The sequence below is a fragment of the Burkholderia sp. MSMB2157WGS genome (assembly GCF_001532755.1).
Taxonomy (GTDB): Bacteria; Pseudomonadota; Gammaproteobacteria; order Burkholderiales; family Burkholderiaceae; genus Burkholderia.
The window spans coordinates 57,514-77,556 of the sequence record NZ_LPJG01000017.1; the positions used below are offsets into that span (position 1 = coordinate 57,514).

Here is a 20,043-nt window from a genome sequence, read left to right on the forward strand (position 1 = left end):
AAAAAAAGAGGCGACGTGATCGCGGCCGAGTCGCGCCCGTCGGTCGGGCGGCAAGGTGTGCGGCGATAGTGCGCCGCTTCGGTGAGCGAAGCAAATATTGGATCGACGTCTCATATAGTGGGCAAACGATGGCAACTCTGGATGAAGTGGCGCGCCGCGCCGGCGTGACGGCCGCGACGGTGTCGAACGTGCTGCGCGACCGCGGCCGGGTCGGCGACGCGACGCGGGCGCGGGTGCTCGAAGCGGTCGACGCGCTCGGGTATCGGCCGCACCTTGCCGCGCGGGCGCTGGCGGAAGGGCGTGCGCCGACGGTCGCGCTGATGGTGTCGAGCATCGCGAACCCGTTCTATCCGGAATTCGCGCTGGCGGTCGAGCGTGCGGTGCGCCGCAACGGGCAGTTCCTGATCGTCTGCAATACGAACGAAGATCCGTTGCAGGGGCGTGCGTATCTCGACCAGATCGCCGGCACGATCTCCGAAGGCATTCTCGTGACCAACGCGAACCTGCATCTGCCGGATCTGCTCGACGTCGCGCGGCGCGGCGTGCCGGTCGTGCTGTGTCTGTGGGAGCGGCCCGAAGCGCCGCCCGAAGGGCTGCCGTGCGTGGCGATCGATTTCCGCGAGGCGGGACGGATCGCGACGCGGCATCTGCTCGAACTCGGTCACGAGAAAATCGGCGTGATCGTCGGCGGCGCGGCGAGCGGCGTGCAGGCGGCGCGCTATGACGGCTTCGTCGACGTGATGCGCGACGCGGGGCTCGACGCGTCGATCGTCGCGGCCGAGCACGATTCGATCGAAGGCGGCCTGCGCGCGGCGGGCCTGCTGCTCGATGCGCACCCGCGGTTGACCGCGCTGGTCGCGACCAACGACCTGCCGGCGATCGGCGCGCTGCACGCGGCGGCCGATCGCGGCCTGCGCGTGCCGGAGGATCTGTCGATCGTCGGCATCACCGACATCCATCTCGCCCGCGACACGCGGCCCACGCTGACGACCGTCGCGATTCCGACCGCCGAAGCGGCCGGCATCGCGGTCGAATTGCTCAATACGTTGCGCGAGGCGGGCGGGCAGGGCGACGACGCGTCGCGCGTGCGGGTCGCGTCGCTGCCGACGCTGGTAGTGCGCGGCACGACCGGGCCGGCCGGCGGCCGCGCACCGCACCGTGCCGCGCGGTCGCCGCGGACCTGAAGCGCGAGCCGGCCGAATATTGGCCATGCGCCAGTCATGTGCCGGTGCGAGGTTCGTTGATAGAATTTGTCTCCGTAGACCGCCGCCGATCGCGATCGATTCCGTCGACGGATGCGCCGCGCTCCGATGCGCCGTCGTTCGCGGTGCGCCCCGCGCGTGTTGCGCAGCGACGCATCGAGCGCGGCGACGGTCATCGATCGCCATCGTCGAACGCCGGCCGCGCCCGGCGGCCGACTCACGCCCGTTCCGGCACCCGACCCAACACGTGAATGAAGAAAACCGTCAAGACAGGCGCGGCAACGACTTCCGGCCCCGCGCGCACACGCCGGCCGACGCAGGCGGAGCGCAGCCAGGCGACTCGTGAATGCGTAATTGCCGCCGCGATATCGCTGCTTCACAAGGAAGGCTATTCGGGCGCGACGACGCTTGCGATCCGGCGCGAAGCCGACGTCAGCATGGGCGCGATGCAGCATCAGTTCCCGACCAAGGCGGAGCTGATGGCGGCGGTGCTTGAGCGACTCACCGGCGAGCGCCTGACGAAACTCGAGCACGCGTTGCGCGGCGCCGAGACCCCCCTCGAGCGCATCGATGGCTTGCTCGACGCCGCCGGTGCGCTGATCGGCTCGCCTTTGTTCGCCGCGAGCATGGAGATCCAGCTCGCACGTCGCGCCGACGAGGAACTCGACGAAGTGGCGGCACGCATCCTCGCACCGTTCGAAGCGCGGTTTCGTACGATGATGGATGAAGTCACCGCCGGCCTCGACGCGGCGATCGCGCACAAGATCAATCAGTTTCAATTGCTCGCCGGGGCAACGATTCGCGGCCTGACCGTCGATGTCGTCGGCGGTGCCGAACTCGCCACCGCCCGAGCCGCGTTCCGGTTCTGGTGCGAAATGGTACTTCGGCAACTGGCGGACGACATGGCGCAGGCGGTGCCGGCCGCGGCGAAGGCCGCCAAGCGCCGCGTGTCGCGCTGACGCGCGTATCGGGCGGGCTCGCGCGAACTCCGACCGCATCGCGTGACGCATTCGCCCGACGCTGGCCGGCGGCTGCCCGGATTGCGGAAGCGGCGCAGGGGCCGGCATTCGTATTTCGAGACATCGTTCGGTTCGCTTCGTTGACAAGCAATATGCGCTACTTGTATGTTGCGAAGCATTCGTACCGAAGGCGGCGGCCGTGCCGATGGCACACCGCCTCGGCGTGAGCCGGGCGGCATGCTGTCGATACGCTAGGTTCGCAGCGGCGATGCCGCCGGCACCGCCCGATTTCCATCGCGGAACGCACGTCATTTACAAGCAGGATGAACTGCTTTTTTAAACCGGGGTTCACCCGACGCGATTCGGGCGCCCCATTCGGAGACATGAATGACGATCGACACTTCCCTCCCGCAATCCCCGGGGCGCCGTGCCATCCTGCAGGCCGGTGCGGCGGCGGCCGGCTTGGCCTGCATGCCGGCGTTTGCCCGCGACAACGACGCGCGCTTCGCCGACGATTTCGTCTGGGGCGTTGCGGCATCCGCCGCGCAAACCGAAAGCCGCGACGGGCGCGGACGAAGCAATTGGGACGTGTTCGCGGATCGTGCCGGGAATGTCGCCGACGGCTCGACGAACGCGCGCTGCACGGAATTCGAGCGGCGCTACCCGGCCGACCTCGAATGGATGGCCGCCGTCGGGATTCGCGCGTTGCGGTTCTCGATCGCATGGCCGCGCGTGCAGCCGCAAGGGCCCGGCGCGGCGAGCGATGCGGGCCTCTCGACTTACGAACGGATGATCGACGCGATGCTGGCGCGGGGCATCGAGCCCGTGCCCACGCTGTTTCACTGGGATACGCCGGTCTGGGCCGGCGATTTCCGCAGCCGCGACATAGCGTTCCGGCTTGCCGACTACGCGGATCGCGTGACGCGCCGGCTCGGCGACCGCGTGCGCCGCTGGATCGTGCTGAACGAGCCCAACAGCGTGGCGTTTAGCGGCTACGGCCTGGGTGTGCATGCGCCGGGTTTGCGTTCGCCGGAAGCCGCGTTCGCCGCGGTTCATCACCAGAATCTGGCCCAGGGCCTCGCCTTCCAGGCGCTGCGCGCGAACCTGCGCGACGCGCGGATCGGCACGACGATCAACCTACAGCCGGTGCGTGCCGCAGGGAGCCGCGATGAAGATCGCAAGGCGGCGCAGCTCGTCGACATGCTCTGGAATCGTGCGTTTCTCGATCCGTTGTACGGGAAAGGTTATCCCGACGCGCTCGAGCGGTCGTTGTCCGCATTCGTCAGGCCCGACGACATGAACGTCGTCGCGGCGAAGCCCGATTTCCTCGGCATGAACTACTACTCGCGCATTTACGTTCGCGCCAACCCGGCTGCACCGTTCGGCGTCGAACAGAGCGAGCCGCCGGCCGACCTGCCGCGCACGGCGGCTTTCTGGGTCGAACCGGACGGCATGACCGAGATGCTCGTTCGGGTACATCGCGACTACGGCGCGCCGGACATCTACATCACCGAAACCGGGTTCGCACTGAACGATCCGCCGCCGCGCGACGGCGCGGTCGACGACGGCCCGCGCAGCGATTACCTGGCGCGCTATCTGCGCGCGGCGCACGACGCGTATCGCCAGGGCGTGCGGCTGAAGGGCCTGTTCTACTGGGCCGCCACCGACAACTGGGAATGGGGGAAGGGGTTCACGAAGAAGTTCGGCCTCGTGCATGTCGATCTCGACACGCAGGTTCGTACGCCCAAACGCAGCCTCGCGTACTACGCGCGCTGCATCGCGCAGAACGCGGTGGCGTGACGCGGCACGGCCCGTTGCGCTGCAACGAAGCATCTTGCGGGAGCCGTTGGCCGCGCGGACGCCGCCGGCGCGCATGACGTTCGGCCCGCGCGGACCGCCGCGAGGCGATCCCGTGAGCCGGGCGAAGCTGTTGCATCGACCAGGAACATACCTCGGCGATGTCTTGATAATAAGTAAAACGAAATATATGGATGGAGACGAATGAAACGAATCATCATGGTTGCGGCGTTGGCATGCGTTGCAGCAGACGCCGTCGCGCAATCGAGTGTGACATTGTTCGGCTATGTCGGCGGCGGCGTGCGCTGGACCGACGGCGTGAAAGGCGGAAGCCAGGTCGGTTTCGACAACAACGCGATATCGGGCAACATTTTCGGTCTCAAGGGTGCCGAGGATCTCGGCGGCGGCCTGCAGGCGATCTTCTTGTTGCAGAGCGGATTCCTGACGGGCACCGGGGCGTCGGCGAAATCGCCGGGACTCCTGTTTTCACAGGTGTCCTATGTCGGTCTGAGCGGCACGTTCGGCCGCGTCACGCTCGGGCGACAGTTGAACGCGGCCGAGGACATCGGTATCGCGTTCGACCCGAATTACGCGCAAGGGGTGACGTTCGCGACGAATCCGGGCGCCGTGTGGGCCGGCAACTTCTTCACGCTCGATTCGCGCTTCAACAACACGATCAAGTACGTCGGTACGTTTGGCGGCGCGACCGTGCGCGGCAGCTACTCGCCTGGAGGAACCGCCGGCAACCAGCGCGCGGGTTCGAACGTCGCGGTCGGCGCGAGCTACCGGTTTCAGACGCTGTCGCTCGGCGTCGCGTACCAGACGACGTGGGATGCCCAGGCATCGCAGTGGGCGCGCACGGTCATGGGCGGCGCGAGCTGGCAGATCGGCCCGGCCCGCGCATACCTGAGCTACAGCGATCTCGCGGTCAGCGCCGCGAACGCCGGTGCGCCGCAACGGCGCGACCGGGTGCCGGCGATCGGGATCGTCTATCAGGTCACGCCGTTCCTGCAATTTTCCGGGGCGACCTATTACGACTTCGGGCAGAACCTGAAGAACGTCGCCGGTGCGGACGGGCGCAAGCTCACGTCGTACGCGATGCTGCAGTACTTCCTGTCGAAGCGGACGAGCCTGTATGCGGAGTTCGATCGAAACGGCTTCTCGGGCGCCTACAAGAAGGATCCGACCAACATCGGCGGGTTGTCGCTGCGACCGGACGGACGCACGGTGACCGGCGTGTCGGTCGGCATGATCACGCAGTTCTGATGCCACGGCTCCAGCGGCCGGTGTGTCGTTCGCTCTCCCTCATTTTGCGGAATTCACAGATGATCAATTCGAACTCCAGATCAGTTGCGGCGCTCGTCGCGTTGCTCGTCGCGACCGCGATGCCGGCATTTGCACAGCCGCCAGCATCGCCCGCCGTGCCGGCGGCCGCCGTGACGAGCGATGCCGGCGTTTCCGGTACTGCCGGCTCGAGCCGCGATGCTGCGCGCGCGCGGCGCAAGGCGAACCGGCAACTCGTCAAGCGCGTGGCCGCGGTGCTCGCGCGCACGCGCGGGCTCGATTCGAGCCGTATCCTGATTCGCGCGTCCGACGGCACGGTGACGCTGTCGGGCACCGTCCCGGACAACATGCAGATTCCGCTGGCGGTCAATGCGGCGCAGCAGGTTGCCGGTGTGACGGTGCTCCGCAATCAGCTTCGTATCGGGATGCGCATGGAGTAGCGTCGTCCGGCATGCCGGCCGGTGCGCGTGAAGCACGCCCTTCGCGCGCCGGCCCTACTCGCCTTCGACGAGCCGCAACACGATGCGTCGGGCCGACTCGAGATGCGCGACGGTCATCGCGCGGGCGCTGCGTGCATTGCGTTCGCGGCATGCTTGCAGGATCTCGTCGTGCTCGACCTGAAACGATGGCGTATCCGCCAGCAGCGTGGCCTGCAGGCGTTCGTATCGCTCGACCTGGCTGCGCAGCTCGGCGATCGACTTCAACTGCCGCACGTTGCCGCAGCACGAATACAGCAACGCGTGGAATTCGCGGTTCAGCTCGCCTTGCCGGCGCGGCACGGTTGCGTCGCCGAGCAGGCGATGCACGAGTTCGGCACGGGCGAGCGTTTCGTCGTCGAGCCGCTTCACGCTGCGGTAGATCGCATCGCCTTCGAGCAGCACGCGCAAGTCGTAGATTTCCTGCACGTCCGACGCGCTCAGCATCCGCACGACGGCGCCGCGATTCCTGAAGATGTCGAGCAGGCCTTCGCGTTCCAGCCGCTGGATCGCCTCGCGCATCGGAATCCGACTGATGCCGAACCGTTCGGCCAGATCGCGCTCGACGAGCCGCTCGCCGGCCGCCAGCTCGCCGTTGACGATCATGTCGCGCAGCGACGCGGCAACCGCGTCCGCCGTGGAGTCGAGTTTGGTTTCCATGCCTGCGTGTTTCGTTGATTTGGAATAATGGTATACCAAACGACGATCCGGTGCCACAATAGCGACCACCGGCGGGCCTCGCGCAACGGCGTCCGGGCCGGTCGAGACACCGACTTCAATGGAGAGCGAGATGGCATCGAGCGAACACACGTATCGCGTCGCGGTGGAGTGGACGGGCAATCGGGGCACCGGCACGTCGGGGTATCGCGAGTACGGCCGCGATCACGTGATCCGGGCCGGTTCCAAGCCGGATATCCCCGGTTCGTCGGATCCGGCGTTCCGTGGCGACGCGGCGCGCTGGAACCCCGAAGACCTGTTGCTCGCGTCGGCGTCGGCATGCCACAAGCTCTGGTATCTGCACCTGTGTTCCGAGGCCGGCATCCGCGTGCTGGCCTATGTCGACCACGCGGAAGGCACGATGCTCGACGGCGCCGAAGCGGGGCGCTTCACCGAAATCGTGCTGCGTCCGCAGGTGACGATCCGGGCGGGCGACGATCGCGAACGGGCGACGCATCTGCATCACGACGCGCATGCGAAGTGCTATATCGCGAATTCGGTGAACTTTCCGATTCGCTGCGAACCGGTGATCGCGTGTGCAGCGGAATAAGAAACCGCGGCGCCCGCGTCACAGCGCGACGTCGTACACCTCCCGCGCCGCCGCCCGGATCGCATCGACCATCACCGTCACCGCCGGCGAATGCAGCCGGTCGGTGCGCGTGATGATCCCGAAATCGTCCATCCGGCAGTCCATCTCGAGCGGCAGCACCGTGACGATGCCGTGCCGCGCGTAGTAGCGCGCGACGTCCTCGGCGAGCACCGCGATCATGTCGCTCTGCTCGATCAATTGCGTGATGAACAGCAGCGCGGCCGTTTCGACGACGTTCGCCGGCGGCGCGAGGCTCGCGCGCTGGAACACGAGATCGAAGCGGTGGCGCAGCACGCTGCCGGCCGGCGGCACGACCCAGGCGGCGCGCTGCACGTCCGCGAGCGACAGCGGCGCGTGCGCGAGCAGCGGATGGCCGGGACGCACCACGGCCGCCACCGACTCGCCCGTCAGCGGCACGTAGCGCAGGCGCAGCTTGTCGTGTTCGGCCGACAGCCGGCCGAGCACGATGTCGATCTTTTCCTGCGCGAGGTGTTCGAGCAGCACGTTGCTGGTGTCGATCTCGACCGACACGTGCAGGCCGGCATGCGTGCCTTTCACGGCGGCGACGGCCGGCGGCACGAGGCGCAGGCCCGGCGACGTGATCGCACCGACCGCCACGTGGCCGAGATGGCCGGCCTTCAGCGCGGCCAGCTCCTCGTGCGCCTGGTCGAGGCTGCCGAGCGCCGCGCGCGCGTGGCGGATCAGCGCGTCGCCGTACAGCGTCGGCCGCATCCCGCGCGGCAGGCGCTCGAACAGTACCGCGCCGATCGATTCCTCGAGTTCGCGCAGCAGCTTCGACGCAGCCGGCTGCGTCATGTTCAGCGCCGCCGCCGCGCGGTGAATGCTGCCTTCGTCGGCGAGCGCGACGAGCAGCAGCAACTGGCGCGTCTTCAGGCGGGCGCGGTTTCCCCACGGGCTGGCTTCGGGCATCGTACGGGTTTATATCGATATCGAAATGGATATCGTAATCGCCTAAATCGTCATTAGCCAGTTATCAAAATTCTGCCTAGACTGCGCCGGTATCCCGTCACCACAGGACTGACGATGTCGGCAACAAAACCCAGGCTGCGCTCCGCTCAATGGTTCGGCACGAACGACAAGAACGGCTTCATGTACCGGAGCTGGATGAAGAACCAGGGCATTCCCGATCACGAATTCGACGGCCGGCCGATCATCGGCATCTGCAACACATGGTCGGAACTGACGCCGTGCAACGCGCATTTTCGTAAGCTCGCCGAGCACGTGAAGCGCGGGATCTCCGAGGCGGGCGGCTTCCCGGTCGAGTTCCCGGTGTTCTCGAACGGCGAATCGAACCTGCGGCCGTCGGCGATGCTCACGCGCAACCTCGCGTCGATGGACGTCGAGGAAGCGATCCGCGGCAACCCGATCGACGCGGTCGTGCTGCTCGCCGGCTGCGACAAGACGACGCCCGCGCTGCTGATGGGTGCGGCCAGTTGCGACGTGCCGGCGATCGTCGTGTCGGGCGGCCCGATGCTGAACGGCAAGCTCGAAGGCAAGAACATCGGTTCGGGCACGGCCGTGTGGCAGTTGCACGAAGCGCTGAAGGCCGGCGAGATCGACGTGCATCACTTCCTGTCGGCCGAAGCCGGCATGTCGCGCTCGGCCGGCACCTGCAACACGATGGGCACCGCGTCGACGATGGCGTGCATGGCCGAGGCGCTCGGCGTCGCGCTGCCGCACAACGCGGCGATTCCGGCCGTCGATTCGCGCCGCTACGTGCTCGCGCACATGTCGGGCATCCGGATCGTCGAGATGGCGCTCGAAGGGCTCGTGCTGTCGAAGATCCTGACGCGCGCGGCGTTCGAGAACGCGATCCGCGCGAACGCGGCGATCGGCGGCTCGACGAATGCGGTGATTCACCTGAAGGCGATCGCCGGCCGCATCGGCGTGCCGCTCGAACTGGAAGACTGGATGCGCATCGGCCGCGACACACCGACGATCGTCGACCTGATGCCGTCGGGGCGCTTCCTGATGGAGGAGTTCTATTACGCGGGCGGGCTGCCGGCCGTGCTGCGCCGGCTCGGCGAAGGCGGGCTGCTGCCGCATCCGGATGCGCTGACGGTCAACGGCAAGTCGCTGTGGGACAACGTGCGCGAGGCGCCGAACTACGACGAAGAGGTGATCCGCCCGCTCGACCGGCCGCTGATCGCGGACGGCGGGATCTGCATCCTGCGCGGCAATCTCGCGCCGCGCGGCGCGGTGCTGAAACCGTCGGCGGCGAGCCCCGAACTGCTCAAGCATCGCGGCCGCGCGGTGGTGTTCGAGAACCTCGACCACTACAAGGCGACGATCAACGACGAAGCGCTCGACGTCGACGCCAGCTCGGTGATGGTGCTGAAGAACTGCGGGCCGCGCGGTTATCCGGGCATGGCCGAGGTCGGCAACATGGGGCTGCCGCCGAAGTTGCTGCGCCAGGGCGTGAAGGACATGGTGCGGATTTCCGACGCGCGGATGAGCGGCACCGCGTACGGCACGGTCGTGCTGCACGTCGCGCCGGAAGCCGCGGCCGGCGGGCCGCTCGCGGCCGTGCGCAACGGCGACTGGATCGAGCTCGACTGCGAGGCCGGCACGCTGCATCTCGACATTACGGACGAAGAGCTGCAGCGCCGCCTGTCGGACGTCGATCCGACCGCGGCGCCGGGTGTGGCAGGCCAGCTCGGCAAGGGCGGTTATGCACGGCTGTACATCGATCACGTGCTGCAGGCCGACGAGGGGTGCGACCTCGACTTCCTGGTCGGCACGCGCGGCGCGGACGTGCCGAGCCATTCGCATTGAGCGGCGGGAACACGCATTCCGGGAACGGACCGAGGCGGGGCACGAGGGAAACACGGTGACGCGCCGGATGCGGCCGAGCGCGAAGGAAGCGCTGCGTAAGCGTTCACGCACCAACGACGGCCGACCGTGAAGCATGGGGTATGAGTGCAGAAGCGCCAACGGGGATCAGCCGCGAAGCATGCGGTATGCGCAAGCACCCGAGCGCAAATGCATACCGGCCGCGAAGAATGGGACGCACGTAAGCGCGAAAGCACTAACGTGCGTCGACCGCGAAGCATGGGATCCACGTAAGCGCTGAAGTGCCAACGTGGATCGACAGCGATGCATGGGACGTACGTAAGCGCTGAAGCGCTAACGTACGTCGACCGCGAAGCATGGGGCCCACGTAAGCGCTGAAGCGCTAACGTGGGCCGACAGGAGACAAGATGACGACGCAGTACACGAGCGCGCAGGACGCGGCGGAACAGTCCGATTCGACGGCAGCCGTCGACGAACGGCACCTGACCCGCCTGCTCACGCGCAAGCTGGTGCCGTTCCTCGCGCTGATCTACGTGGTCGCCTACGTCGACCGTACCGTCGTCGGCTTCGCGAAGCTCCACATGAACGCGGCGATCGGCCTCGGCGACGCCGCGTACGGGCTCGGCGCGGGACTGTTCTTCATCGGCTACTTCCTGTGCGAGGTGCCGAGCAACCTCGCACTCGGCCGCTTCGGCGCACGCGTGTGGTTCGCGCGCATCCTCGCGACGTGGGGCGTGATCACGATGGCGATGGCGCTCGTGCAGGGGCCGACCAGTTTCTACGTGCTGCGCTTCCTGCTCGGCGCGGCCGAAGCCGGCCTCTATCCCGGCATCCTGTACTTCCTCACGCAATGGTTCCCGATGCGCGATCGCGCGCGGGTGATCGGCCTGCTCGTGCTCGCGCAACCGCTCGCCGGCATCGTGACCGGGCCGCTCGCCGGCTGGCTGCTGTCGACGCACGGGTGGCTCGGCCTGTCGGACTGGCAGACGCTGTTCGTCGTCAGTGGCTTGCCGGCCGTGCTGCTCGCGTGGCCGACGCTGCGGCTGTTGCCCGAGTCGCCCGCGCATGCGCGCTGGCTGAACGACGGCCAACGCCGCTGGATCGCGCGGCAACTCGCCGCCGACCGCGACATCTATCGCCCCGATTCGCACGGCAATCCGCTCGCCGCGTTGCGCGACCGCCGCGTGCTGCTGCTCGCCGCGCTGTTCCTGCCGTTCCCGCTGTGCATCTATGGATTGTCGCTGTGGCTGCCGACGATCATTCACGCGTTCGGCACCGGCGATGCGACGACCGGCCTGCTGTCCGCCGTGCCGTACCTGTTCGCGGTGGTCGGCCTGCTCGTCGTGCCGCGCCATTCGGACCGCAAGCGCGAGCGCTACTGGCATATCGTCGTCGTGTCGGCCGCCGCTGCCGTGACGATGGCCGCGAGCGCGTGGGTACGGCAGCCCGCGCTGCAATTCCTGTTCATCTGCCTGACCGCGTTTTCGCTCTATTCGATCCAGGCCGTTGTATGGGCGCTGCCCGGCGAATTTCTGACCGGCACGAGCGCCGCGGTCGGCATCGCCGCGATCAATTCGCTCGCGAATCTCGGCGGTTACCTGGGGCCGTACGGGATCGGACTGATCAAGGCATCGACCGGCAGCCTCGCGGCCGGCCTGTACTTCCTCGCGGCGACGCTGCTGTTCGCGGTGCTGATGACGTTCGTGGTCCGCGCCGCGCTGCGCACGCCCGAACCGGCCGCGGGCGCGTTCGCCCGCGAATCGTGAACGCCTTGTTTTCCGGCTGAACGCCATTCGACTGATGCAGGACCAACCATGACATCGAGCAGCACGCCGCGCTATCGCGGCATTTTCCCCGTCGTCCCGACGACCTTTTCCGAGACCGGCGAGCTCGACCTCGCGAGCCAGAAGCGCGCGGTCGATTTCATGATCGACGCCGGCTCGGACGGGCTGTGCATTCTCGCGAACTTCTCCGAGCAGTTCGCGGTTACCGACGACGAGCGCGACGTGCTCACGCGCACGATCCTCGAGCACGTCGCAGGCCGCGTGCCGGTGATCGTCACGACGTCGCACTACAGCACGCAGGTGTGTGCGGCGCGCAGCCTGCGCGCGCAGCAGCTCGGCGCGGCGATGGTGATGGCGATGCCGCCGTATCACGGCGCGACGTTCCGCGTGCCGGAAGCGCAGATCTTCGATTTCTTCGCGCGCGTGTCGGATGCGATCGACATCCCGATCATGATCCAGGACGCGCCCGCGAGCGGCACCGCGCTGTCCGCGCCGTTCCTCGCGCGGATGGCGCGCGAGATCGAGCAGGTCGCGTACTTCAAGATCGAGACGCCGGGCGCCGCGAACAAGCTGCGCGAGCTGATCCGGCTCGGCGGCGACGCGATCGAGGGGCCGTGGGACGGCGAGGAGGCGATCACGCTGCTCGCCGATCTTCATGCGGGCGCGACCGGCGCGATGACGGGCGGCGGCTTTCCGGACGGCATCCGGCCGATCCTCGAAGCGTTCCGCGAAGGGCGGCACGACGATGCGTTCGCGCATTATCAGACGTGGCTGCCGCTGATCAACCACGAGAACCGCCAGTCCGGGATCCTGACCGCGAAGGCGCTGATGCGCGAAGGCGGCGTGATCGCGTGCGAGCGGCCGCGGCATCCGATGCCGGAACTGCACCCGGACACGCGCGCGGAATTGCTCGCGATCGCGCGCCGGCTCGATCCGCTCGTGCTGCGCTGGGCGCACTGAGCGAGTGGCGAAGGAGGAAAGCACGATGAGCGATGTGATTTCGTTGGGCGTCGTCGGGATCGGCAAGATCGCGCGCGACCAGCATTTGCCGGCGATCGCCGCCGAACCGGGCTTCGCGTTGACTGCCTGTGCGAGCCGTCACGCGGAAGTCAACGGCGTGCGCAATTATCCGGATCTGACCGCGCTGCTGGCCGCCGAGCGCGAGCTCGACGCGGTCTCGCTGTGCGCGCCGCCGCAAGTGCGCTACGCGCAGGCGCGCGCCGCGCTCGAAGCCGGCAAGCACGTGATGCTCGAGAAGCCGCCGGGCGCGACGCTCGGCGAAGTGGCCGCGCTGGACGCGCTCGCGCGCGAACGCGGCCTCACGCTGTTCGCGACCTGGCATTCGCGCTGCGCGAGCGCGGTCGAACCGGCGCGCGCATGGCTCGCGACGCGCACGATCCGCGCGGTGCAGGTGCGCTGGAAGGAAGACGTGCGCCGCTGGCATCCGGGGCAGCAGTGGATCTGGGAGCCGGGCGGCCTCGGTGTGTTCGATCCGGGCATCAACGCGCTGTCGATCGTCACGCGGATCCTGCCGCGCGAACTCGTGCTGCGCGAAGCGACGCTCTACGTGCCGAGCGACGCGCAGATGCCGATCGCGGCCGAGCTCGATTGCGCGGATACGAACGGCGTGCCGGTGCACGCGGAATTCGACTGGCGCCACGGCCCCGTCGAACAGTGGGAGATCGCGGTCGACACGTCGGACGGCGTGCTCGCGATCAGCCGCGGCGGCGCGCAGTTGTCGATCGACGGCGCGCCGGTCGAGATCGGGCCGGAGCGCGAGTATCCGGCGCTGTATGCGCATTTCCGCACGCTGATCGCGCGCGGCGAAAGCGACGTCGACGTACGGCCGTTGCGGCTCGTCGCCGACGCGTTCCTGTTCGGGCGGCGCGTCGGGACCGACGCGTTCGGCCGCTGACACTGTGCCGGCGCGCGCCAACGCGAGCGATGAGCACGACGGATGTTGAAGACCCAAGCCATTACAAGGAGACACGCATGAACCGCACGAACCAAACGATTCGCCGACATACCCTGCGCGCGCTGCTCGCCGCGCTCTGCATCGCACCGCTCGGCATGCAGGGCGCCGCGCGCGCCGATGCGCCGCTGAAGATCGGCTTCCTCGTGAAGATGCCCGAGCAGGCATGGTTCATCAACGAACAGAACGCCGCTGCCGCGCTCGGCCAGAAGGAGAACTTCTCGGTCGTGAAGATCGGCACGCCGGACGGCGAGAAGGTGCTGGCCGCGATCGACAACCTCGGCTCGCAGGGCGCGCAGGGCTTCGTGATCTGCGCGCCGGACGTGCGCCTCGGGCCGGCGATCGCGTCGCGCGCGAAGCGCTACAACATGAAGTTCGTGACGGTCGACGACCAGCTCGTCGACTCGACCGGCAAGCCGCTGCCGAACGTGCCGCACCTCGGGATGTCGGCGACCAAGATCGGCAACCAGGTCGGCCAGGCGATCGCCGACGAGATGAAGCGGCGCGGCTGGAAACCCGAGGAAGTCGGCGCGCTGCGCGTCACCAACTACGAGCTGCCGACCGCGAAGCTGCGCACCGACGGCGCGACGCAGGCGCTGCTCGCGAACGGCTTCCGCAAGGAGAACATCTTCGATGCGCCGCAGAAGACGACCGACGACGAAGGCGGCTTCAGCGCGGCGGCGCCGGTGCTCGCCCGCCATCCGAACGTGAAGAAGTGGGTGATCTACGCGCTCAACGAGGAAACCGTGCTCGGCGCGGTGCGCGCGACCGAACAGCTGCACATCCCGGCGGCCGACGTGATCGGCGTCGGCATCAACGGCGCGGGCGAGGCGTTCGCGGAATTCCAGAAGAAGGAGCCGACCGGCTTCTACGGGACGATCGCAGTCAGCTCGACGAACCACGGCAAGGACAGCACGCAGAACCTCGTCGACTGGATCCGCACCGGCAAGACGCCGCCGGCCGACACGCAGACGAGCGGCAAGCTGATGACGCGCGCGAACTGGCAGGCCGTGCGCGCCGAACTCGGTATCTGAGCGGGGCGAGGCGAGAACGCGATGACGATGCAGACGATGACGGCCGCGTCCGGCCACGACGCCGAAGCGGCCACGCCGCCGGACGGCCCGCTGCTCGCGCTCGACGGCATCACCGTGACGTTTCCGGGCGTGCGTGCGCTCGACGCGGTGTCGCTGTCGGTGCGTGCGGGCGAAGTGCACGGGCTGATGGGCGAAAACGGCGCCGGGAAATCGACGCTGCTGAAGGTGCTGTCCGGCGTGAACCAGCCGCAGGCCGGCACGCTGACGCTGAACGGCACCGTGCAGCGCTTCGCGTCGACGCGCGCGGCGCTCGAGGCCGGCATCGCGATCATCTACCAGGAGCTGCATCTGGTGCCCGAGCTGACGGTCGCGGAAAACCTGATGCTCGGGCAATTGCCGAGCCGGCTCGGCGTGGTCGACGAGCGTGCGCTCGCCGCGCGCGCGCTCGATGCGTTGGAGCGGCTCGGCGAGCACATCGATCCGGGCATCCCGGTGAAGTATCTGTCGATCGGCCAGCGCCAGATGATCGAGATCGGCAAGGCGCTGATGCGCGACGCGCGCGTGATCGCGTTCGACGAACCGACGAGTTCGCTGTCCGCGCGCGAAACCACGCAACTGTTCCGGATCATCCGCGCGCTGCGCGCGGAAGGCCGCGCGATCATCTACGTCACGCACCGGATGGAGGAAGTCTACGAACTGTGCGACCGCGTGACGGTGTTTCGCGACGGCCGCCGCATCGACACGTTCGAATCCGTCGCCGATCTCGACCGCGACCGGCTGATCGGCTGCATGGTCGGCCGTTCGATCGAGGACGTGTACGGCTATCGGCCGCGCCCGGCCGGCGACGTGCTGATCGAAGCGAAGGGACTGACGGGGCCGGGGTTGGCCGAGCCCGTGTCGTTCGCCGCGCGGCGCGGCGAGATCGTCGGCTTCTTCGGGCTCGTCGGCGCGGGCCGTTCGGAGCTGATGAAGCTGCTGTACGGCGCGGTGCGGCCGAGCGCCGGGTACGTCGAGCTGAACGGCAAGCGGGTGGCGTTCGGCAGCCCGCGCGACGCGGTGCGCGCCGGCATCGCGCTGTGCCCGGAAGACCGCAAGCAGGAAGGCATCGTCGCGATCGCGTCGGTGGCCGACAACCTGAACATCAGCGCGCGGCGTCATTTCAGCCCGGCGCGCGTGCTGCTCGACGGGCGGCGCGAACGCGAGCTCGCGCAACAATACATCGAGCGGCTCGCGATCAAGACCCGCGACGGCGAAACGCCGATCGGCGCGCTGTCGGGCGGCAATCAGCAGAAGGTCGTGCTCGCGCGCTGGCTGGCCGAGCGCATCGACGTGTTCCTGATGGACGAGCCGACGCGCGGCATCGACGTCGGTGCGCGCGCGGAAATCTACAACCTGTTCTACGAACTCGCGGAAGCGGGCCGCACGGTGATCCTCGTGTCGAGCGATCTGGCCGAGGTGATCGGCGTGTCGGACCGCATCGTCGTGATGAAGGAAGGGCGGATCGCGGGCGAGGTCGCGAAGGCGCACGCGACGCCCGACGCGCTGATCAAGCTCGCGCTGCCGCGCTAGCGGCGAGCAGTCAACCGGAAAGCAACTGATATGAGCCAGGCAATGCAACCTCAACGTACCTCCCCGTCCCCGGATGCGGCCGCCGCCGCCGCCACGCCCGCACGCCCGCGCGGCGGCGTGTGGCAGCGGATCAACCGCTCCGGCATCGTGATGGTGTTTCTCGTGCTGTTCGCGACGCTGTCGCTGACGGTGCCGGACTTCCTCACGCCGCGCAACATCCAGGGCCTGCTGCTGTCGGTCACGCTGATCGGCTCGATCGCGGTGACGATGATGTTCGTGCTCGCGCTCGGCGAGGTCGACCTGTCGGTCGCGTCGATCGTCGCGTTCGCGGGCGTCGTCGCGTCGACGCTGATCACCGCTACGCACAGCGTCGTGCTCGGCATCGCGGCCGGCGTGCTCGCGGGCGGCGCGGTCGGGCTCGTGAACGGCGTGCTGATCGCGCGCTACCGGATCAACTCGCTGATCGTCACGCTCGCGATGATGGAAGTCGTGCGCGGGCTCGCGTTCATCACGTCGAACGGCGACGCGGTGATGATCTCCGAGGAGCGCTTCTTCGATCTCGGCGGCGGGTCGTTCCTCGGCATCTCGTACCCGATCTGGAGCAACATCGTCGGCTTCGTCGTGTTCGGTTTCCTGCTGCGCAAGACGGTGTTCGGCAAGAACGTGCTGGCCGTCGGTGGCAACGGCGAGGCCGCGCTGCTCGCGGGGCTGCCGGTGATGCGCATCAAGATCGCCGTGTTCGTGCTGCAGGGGCTCGTGACGGGCTTTGCCGGCGTGATGCTCGCGTCGCGGATGAGCCTCGGCGATCCGAAGACGTCGGTCGGCCTCGAGCTCGGCGTGATCTCCGCGTGCGTGCTCGGCGGCGTGTCGCTGACGGGCGGCGTCGCGACGATCTCGGGCGTGCTGGTGGGCGTGCTGATCATGGGCTCCGTGCAGGACGCGATGAGCCTGCTGAACGTGCCGACCTTTTACCAATATCTGATACGCGGCGGAATTCTGTTGCTCGCGGTGCTGTTCGACCAGTATCGTCGCAACCAGCGGCGCGCGATGAAGATCTGACTTCGACTCACGCGCGGCCGCCTGCACATACGACGAATATCGGGAGACGGCATGCAACAGACTCAACCGGGCACGGCGGCGGCGCTCTTGGTCGACAGCCGCAACACGCTCGGCGAAGGCGCGACGTGGTGCGACAGGACGCACGCGCTGTACTGGGTGGACATCGAGGGCGCGCAGCTGTGGCGCTGCCGCGCGGATGGTTCGGACCTCACGCAATGGCCGATGCCCGAACGGCTCGCGTGCTTCGCGCTGACCGATGACCCGGACGTGCTGCTCGTCGGGCTCGCGACCCATCTCGCGTTCTTCGACCTGCGCCGTGGCGCATTCACGCGGATCGTCGACGTCGAGCCCGATCTGCCCACGCGGCTGAACGACGGGCGCTGCGATCCGTTCGGCGCATTCGTGTTCGGGATGAAGGACGAGGGCGCCGAGCCGCCGCGCGCGATCGGCGGGTTCTACCGGCTCAATCCCGATCTCACGCTCGAACGGCTCGCGTTGCCGCCGGCCGCGATCGCGAACAGCATCGGGTTCTCGCCGGACGGCACGAAGCTGTATTTCTGCGATTCGCTGGTGCGCGAGATTCTCGTGTGCGATTACCGTGCCGGTGGCGACGTCGCGAACGTGCGGCCGTTCGCGCGGCTGACGGATGCGGACGGCGATCCGGACGGCTCGATCGTCGATCGCGACGGTGGGCTGTGGAACGCGCAGTGGGGCGGCCGAAGGGTGGTGCGTTATGAGCTGGACGGGACCGAGACGGACCGCGTCGAGGTGCCGACCGCGCAGCCGAGTTGCGTCGCGATCGATGGTGAAGGCCGGTTGTACGTGACGAGTGCGCGTGTCGGGCTGAGCGACGACGCGCTGGCCGGCGACGCGCACGCGGGCGGCGTGTTCGTCGCGCAGACGCGGCATGCGGGGCTACCGACCGCGCGGTTCGCGGGCACGCCGCACGGTTGATCGCGTCGTCGCATACGGGTTCCCGTCCGTGGGATCCTGCCGACGCGGCGGACTTCGCGGTCAGGCCCGCGATCCGCCGCACATGCGCGAGCGCACGGCGGCCGACCGTCATCTCCGAACATCCGTCCCTCTCCCCGCCTGCTGGTAAGATGGCCCGCAATTCCATCCCGCCAGCGCCATGAGTTCCGCACCGACCAAGCCCGCGAATCCGAAAAACGCTGCCACGCGCGCCACGGCAGACGCCGTGAAGAACGCCGCGAAGAACGCCCGCGCGACGGGCGACAAGCCGAAAGCGCGCGTGCAACAACGCCTGACCTACGTGATCGGCGGCCTCGACCGGCTGCTGCGCCGTCACATGACCGATGCGCTCGCGCCGCTCGGCATCACGCTCGCGCAATACACGGCGCTGTCGGTGCTCGAGGCGCGCGGCGCATCGTCGAACGCGCAGTTGGCCGAGCGCTCGTGGATCACGCCGCAATCGGCGAACGAGGTGATGAGCGTGATGGCCGCGCGCGGTTTCGTCACGCGCGAAGCCGACCCGTCGCACGGCCGCATCATCCTGCTGACGCTGACCGACGCAGGCGCGGCGATGCTGCGCGAATGCGAAGCCGTGCTGCGCCCGCTCGAGGCGCGCATGCTCGGCGACATCTCGGCCGATGACGCCGCGCACGTGCAGCGCGCGCTCGAACTGTTCTCGCGCAACCTGCGCGGCTGACCGCTTCCCCGATTGCCGCGACGCGGGCCCGCCGGCCCCGCTCGCTTCGTACGCGCCCGCGGCGCCCGCGGCGCTCGCCCGACCGCTCCCCGATTTCCCCGACGCTTTCCCCGCTTTCCGCTCCGGGTTTACACCGGCGCTCGTGCCGCTTGCAATATCAGGTAGCCTGATATTAAATGAAGTCGTCCGCAGCAGGGATGCTGCGCACCGAATCGCACAGGAACGAACGACAGGAACAAACATGAGCAAGTACGACAATCGCTGGCAGACCGTTGAAGTGAAAGTGGAGGCCGGCATCGCGTGGGTGACGCTGAATCGTCCCGAGAAGCGCAACGCAATGAGCCCGACGCTGAACCGGGAGATGCTGGACGTCCTCGACGCGATCGAGTTCGACGACGAGGCGAAGGTACTGGTGCTGACCGGCGCGGGCGCCGCGTGGACGGCCGGCATGGATCTGAAGGAATATTTCCGCGAGATCGACGGCGGCCCCGACGCGCTGCAGGAAAAGGTGCGCCGCGACGCATCGGAATGGCAGTGGCGCCGCCTGCGGATGTACAACAAGCCGACGATCGCGATGGTGAACGGCTGGTGCTTCGGCGGCGGGTTCTCGCCGCTCGTCGCGTGCGATCTCGCGATCGCGGCGGACGAAGCGGTGTTCGGGCTGTCGGAGATCAACTGGGGCATCCCGCCGGGCAACCTCGTCAGCAAGGCGATGGCGGACACGGTCGGGCATCGCCGCGCGCTGCACTACATCATGACCGGCGACACGTTCACCGGCAAGGAAGCGGCTGAAATGGGCCTCGTGAACAGCAGCGTGCCGCTCGCCGGGCTGCGTGACGCGACGATCGCGCTCGCCGCGCGGCTGATGGACAAGAACCCGGTCGTGCTGCGCGCGGCGAAGCACGGCTTCAAGCGTTCGCGCGAGCTCACGTGGGAGCAGTGCGAGGATTACCTGTATGCGAAGCTCGACCAGGCGCAACTGCGCGACCCGGAGCGCGGCCGCGAGCAGGGGCTGAAGCAGTTCCTCGACGACAAGACGATCAAGCCGGGCCTGCAGGCATACAAGCGCTGAGACAAGCGCCGACGCAGCCGCCGGCGTCACCGCCGGTGTAATCCCA

The 20,043-nt window shown here is 68.0% G+C and carries 18 protein-coding genes; 16 read left to right on the top strand and 2 right to left on the bottom strand.

From position 1 onward, the window contains the following. The first annotated feature begins 128 nt into the window (after positions 1–128). The 5 genes from WT53_RS11280 (at position 129) to WT53_RS11300 (ending at position 5,682) form a co-directional block, all read left to right on the top strand. On the top strand, positions 129–1,184 hold the full coding sequence (locus WT53_RS11280) for a LacI family DNA-binding transcriptional regulator (RefSeq protein ID WP_060259778.1): 1,056 nt from the start codon (positions 129–131) through the stop codon (positions 1,182–1,184). A gap of 269 nt (positions 1,185–1,453) precedes the next feature. Next, on the top strand, positions 1,454–2,161 hold the full coding sequence (locus WT53_RS11285) for a TetR/AcrR family transcriptional regulator (RefSeq protein WP_060259781.1): 708 nt from the start codon (positions 1,454–1,456) through the stop codon (positions 2,159–2,161). A gap of 387 nt (positions 2,162–2,548) precedes the next feature. Continuing rightward, complete coding sequence (locus WT53_RS11290) at positions 2,549–3,961, top strand: glycoside hydrolase family 1 protein (RefSeq protein WP_034205846.1); 1,413 nt, start codon at positions 2,549–2,551, stop codon at positions 3,959–3,961. 201 nt (positions 3,962–4,162) lie between these two features. After that, the gene (locus WT53_RS11295) at positions 4,163–5,224 is read left to right on the top strand and encodes a porin (RefSeq protein WP_034205847.1); all 1,062 of its coding nucleotides are present in this window, start codon (positions 4,163–4,165) and stop codon (positions 5,222–5,224) included. Between the two features lie 59 nt (positions 5,225–5,283). Next, positions 5,284–5,682, top strand: a complete 399-nt coding sequence (locus WT53_RS11300) for a BON domain-containing protein (RefSeq protein WP_034205848.1) — start codon at positions 5,284–5,286, stop codon at positions 5,680–5,682. Positions 5,683–5,736: 54 nt separating this feature from the next. Here the strand turns inward: WT53_RS11300 and WT53_RS11305 are convergent, their stop codons facing one another. Beyond that, positions 5,737–6,378 (bottom strand): GntR family transcriptional regulator, encoded by a 642-nt coding sequence (locus WT53_RS11305; protein ID WP_034205849.1) that lies wholly within the window; start codon positions 6,376–6,378, stop codon positions 5,737–5,739. Positions 6,379–6,508: 130 nt separating this feature from the next. On the opposite strand from WT53_RS11305, the gene WT53_RS11310 reads away from it, so the two are divergent. Beyond that, positions 6,509–6,985, top strand: coding sequence for an OsmC family protein (locus tag WT53_RS11310; RefSeq protein ID WP_060259784.1), 477 nt, complete (start codon positions 6,509–6,511; stop codon positions 6,983–6,985). A gap of 18 nt (positions 6,986–7,003) precedes the next feature. Here the strand turns inward: WT53_RS11310 and WT53_RS11315 are convergent, their stop codons facing one another. After that, complete coding sequence (locus tag WT53_RS11315) at positions 7,004–7,954, bottom strand: LysR family transcriptional regulator (RefSeq protein WP_034205851.1); 951 nt, start codon at positions 7,952–7,954, stop codon at positions 7,004–7,006. A 114-nt stretch (positions 7,955–8,068) separates the two neighbouring features. Here WT53_RS11315 and WT53_RS11320 point away from each other — a divergent pair, with 114 nt between their 5' ends. From WT53_RS11320 to WT53_RS11365, 10 genes are all read left to right on the top strand, one after another. Next, entirely contained in the window at positions 8,069–9,820 is a 1,752-nt protein-coding gene (locus WT53_RS11320; protein ID WP_034205852.1) for an IlvD/Edd family dehydratase, read from the top strand. A gap of 425 nt (positions 9,821–10,245) precedes the next feature. Then, entirely contained in the window at positions 10,246–11,604 is a 1,359-nt protein-coding gene (locus tag WT53_RS11325) for an MFS transporter (protein ID WP_060259786.1), read from the top strand. A 48-nt stretch (positions 11,605–11,652) separates the two neighbouring features. Then, entirely contained in the window at positions 11,653–12,582 is a 930-nt protein-coding gene (locus tag WT53_RS11330) for a dihydrodipicolinate synthase family protein (RefSeq protein ID WP_059780190.1), read from the top strand. A 25-nt stretch (positions 12,583–12,607) separates the two neighbouring features. Continuing rightward, positions 12,608–13,537, top strand: a complete 930-nt coding sequence (locus tag WT53_RS11335) for a Gfo/Idh/MocA family protein (protein ID WP_034206296.1) — start codon at positions 12,608–12,610, stop codon at positions 13,535–13,537. 77 nt (positions 13,538–13,614) lie between these two features. Continuing rightward, a complete protein-coding gene (locus tag WT53_RS11340) occupies positions 13,615–14,628 on the top strand; it encodes an arabinose ABC transporter substrate-binding protein (RefSeq protein WP_060259789.1) in 1,014 nt (337 codons plus the stop codon). A gap of 21 nt (positions 14,629–14,649) precedes the next feature. After that, on the top strand, positions 14,650–16,197 hold the full coding sequence (gene araG / locus WT53_RS11345; RefSeq protein WP_059780189.1) for an L-arabinose ABC transporter ATP-binding protein AraG: 1,548 nt from the start codon (positions 14,650–14,652) through the stop codon (positions 16,195–16,197). 30 nt (positions 16,198–16,227) lie between these two features. Next, complete coding sequence (gene araH, locus WT53_RS11350; protein ID WP_060259792.1) at positions 16,228–17,256, top strand: L-arabinose ABC transporter permease AraH; 1,029 nt, start codon at positions 16,228–16,230, stop codon at positions 17,254–17,256. Positions 17,257–17,307: 51 nt separating this feature from the next. Further along, the gene (locus WT53_RS11355; RefSeq protein WP_060259795.1) at positions 17,308–18,210 is read left to right on the top strand and encodes an SMP-30/gluconolactonase/LRE family protein; all 903 of its coding nucleotides are present in this window, start codon (positions 17,308–17,310) and stop codon (positions 18,208–18,210) included. A 178-nt stretch (positions 18,211–18,388) separates the two neighbouring features. Continuing rightward, on the top strand, positions 18,389–18,925 hold the full coding sequence (locus WT53_RS11360; protein ID WP_060259798.1) for a MarR family winged helix-turn-helix transcriptional regulator: 537 nt from the start codon (positions 18,389–18,391) through the stop codon (positions 18,923–18,925). Between the two features lie 241 nt (positions 18,926–19,166). Beyond that, the gene (locus tag WT53_RS11365; RefSeq protein WP_060259802.1) at positions 19,167–19,997 is read left to right on the top strand and encodes a p-hydroxycinnamoyl CoA hydratase/lyase; all 831 of its coding nucleotides are present in this window, start codon (positions 19,167–19,169) and stop codon (positions 19,995–19,997) included. The last annotated feature ends 46 nt before the right edge of the window (positions 19,998–20,043 follow it).

Bases quoted from the DNA above. Each gene is read 5' to 3' on its own strand.
- WT53_RS11280 (WP_060259778.1), top strand. From the start codon at position 129: ATGGCAACTCTGGATGAAGTGGCGCGCCGCGCCGGCGTGACGGCCGCG.
- WT53_RS11285 (WP_060259781.1), top strand. From the start codon at position 1,454: ATGAAGAAAACCGTCAAGACAGGCGCGGCAACGACTTCCGGCCCCGCG.
- WT53_RS11290 (WP_034205846.1), top strand. From the start codon at position 2,549: ATGACGATCGACACTTCCCTCCCGCAATCCCCGGGGCGCCGTGCCATC.
- WT53_RS11295 (WP_034205847.1), top strand. From the start codon at position 4,163: ATGAAACGAATCATCATGGTTGCGGCGTTGGCATGCGTTGCAGCAGAC.
- WT53_RS11300 (WP_034205848.1), top strand. From the start codon at position 5,284: ATGATCAATTCGAACTCCAGATCAGTTGCGGCGCTCGTCGCGTTGCTC.
- WT53_RS11305 (WP_034205849.1), bottom strand. From the start codon at position 6,378: ATGGAAACCAAACTCGACTCCACGGCGGACGCGGTTGCCGCGTCGCTG.
- WT53_RS11310 (WP_060259784.1), top strand. From the start codon at position 6,509: ATGGCATCGAGCGAACACACGTATCGCGTCGCGGTGGAGTGGACGGGC.
- WT53_RS11315 (WP_034205851.1), bottom strand. From the start codon at position 7,954: ATGCCCGAAGCCAGCCCGTGGGGAAACCGCGCCCGCCTGAAGACGCGC.
- WT53_RS11320 (WP_034205852.1), top strand. From the start codon at position 8,069: ATGTCGGCAACAAAACCCAGGCTGCGCTCCGCTCAATGGTTCGGCACG.
- WT53_RS11325 (WP_060259786.1), top strand. From the start codon at position 10,246: ATGACGACGCAGTACACGAGCGCGCAGGACGCGGCGGAACAGTCCGAT.
- WT53_RS11330 (WP_059780190.1), top strand. From the start codon at position 11,653: ATGACATCGAGCAGCACGCCGCGCTATCGCGGCATTTTCCCCGTCGTC.
- WT53_RS11335 (WP_034206296.1), top strand. From the start codon at position 12,608: ATGAGCGATGTGATTTCGTTGGGCGTCGTCGGGATCGGCAAGATCGCG.
- WT53_RS11340 (WP_060259789.1), top strand. From the start codon at position 13,615: ATGAACCGCACGAACCAAACGATTCGCCGACATACCCTGCGCGCGCTG.
- araG (WP_059780189.1), top strand. From the start codon at position 14,650: ATGACGATGCAGACGATGACGGCCGCGTCCGGCCACGACGCCGAAGCG.
- araH (WP_060259792.1), top strand. From the start codon at position 16,228: ATGAGCCAGGCAATGCAACCTCAACGTACCTCCCCGTCCCCGGATGCG.
- WT53_RS11355 (WP_060259795.1), top strand. From the start codon at position 17,308: ATGCAACAGACTCAACCGGGCACGGCGGCGGCGCTCTTGGTCGACAGC.
- WT53_RS11360 (WP_060259798.1), top strand. From the start codon at position 18,389: ATGAGTTCCGCACCGACCAAGCCCGCGAATCCGAAAAACGCTGCCACG.
- WT53_RS11365 (WP_060259802.1), top strand. From the start codon at position 19,167: ATGAGCAAGTACGACAATCGCTGGCAGACCGTTGAAGTGAAAGTGGAG.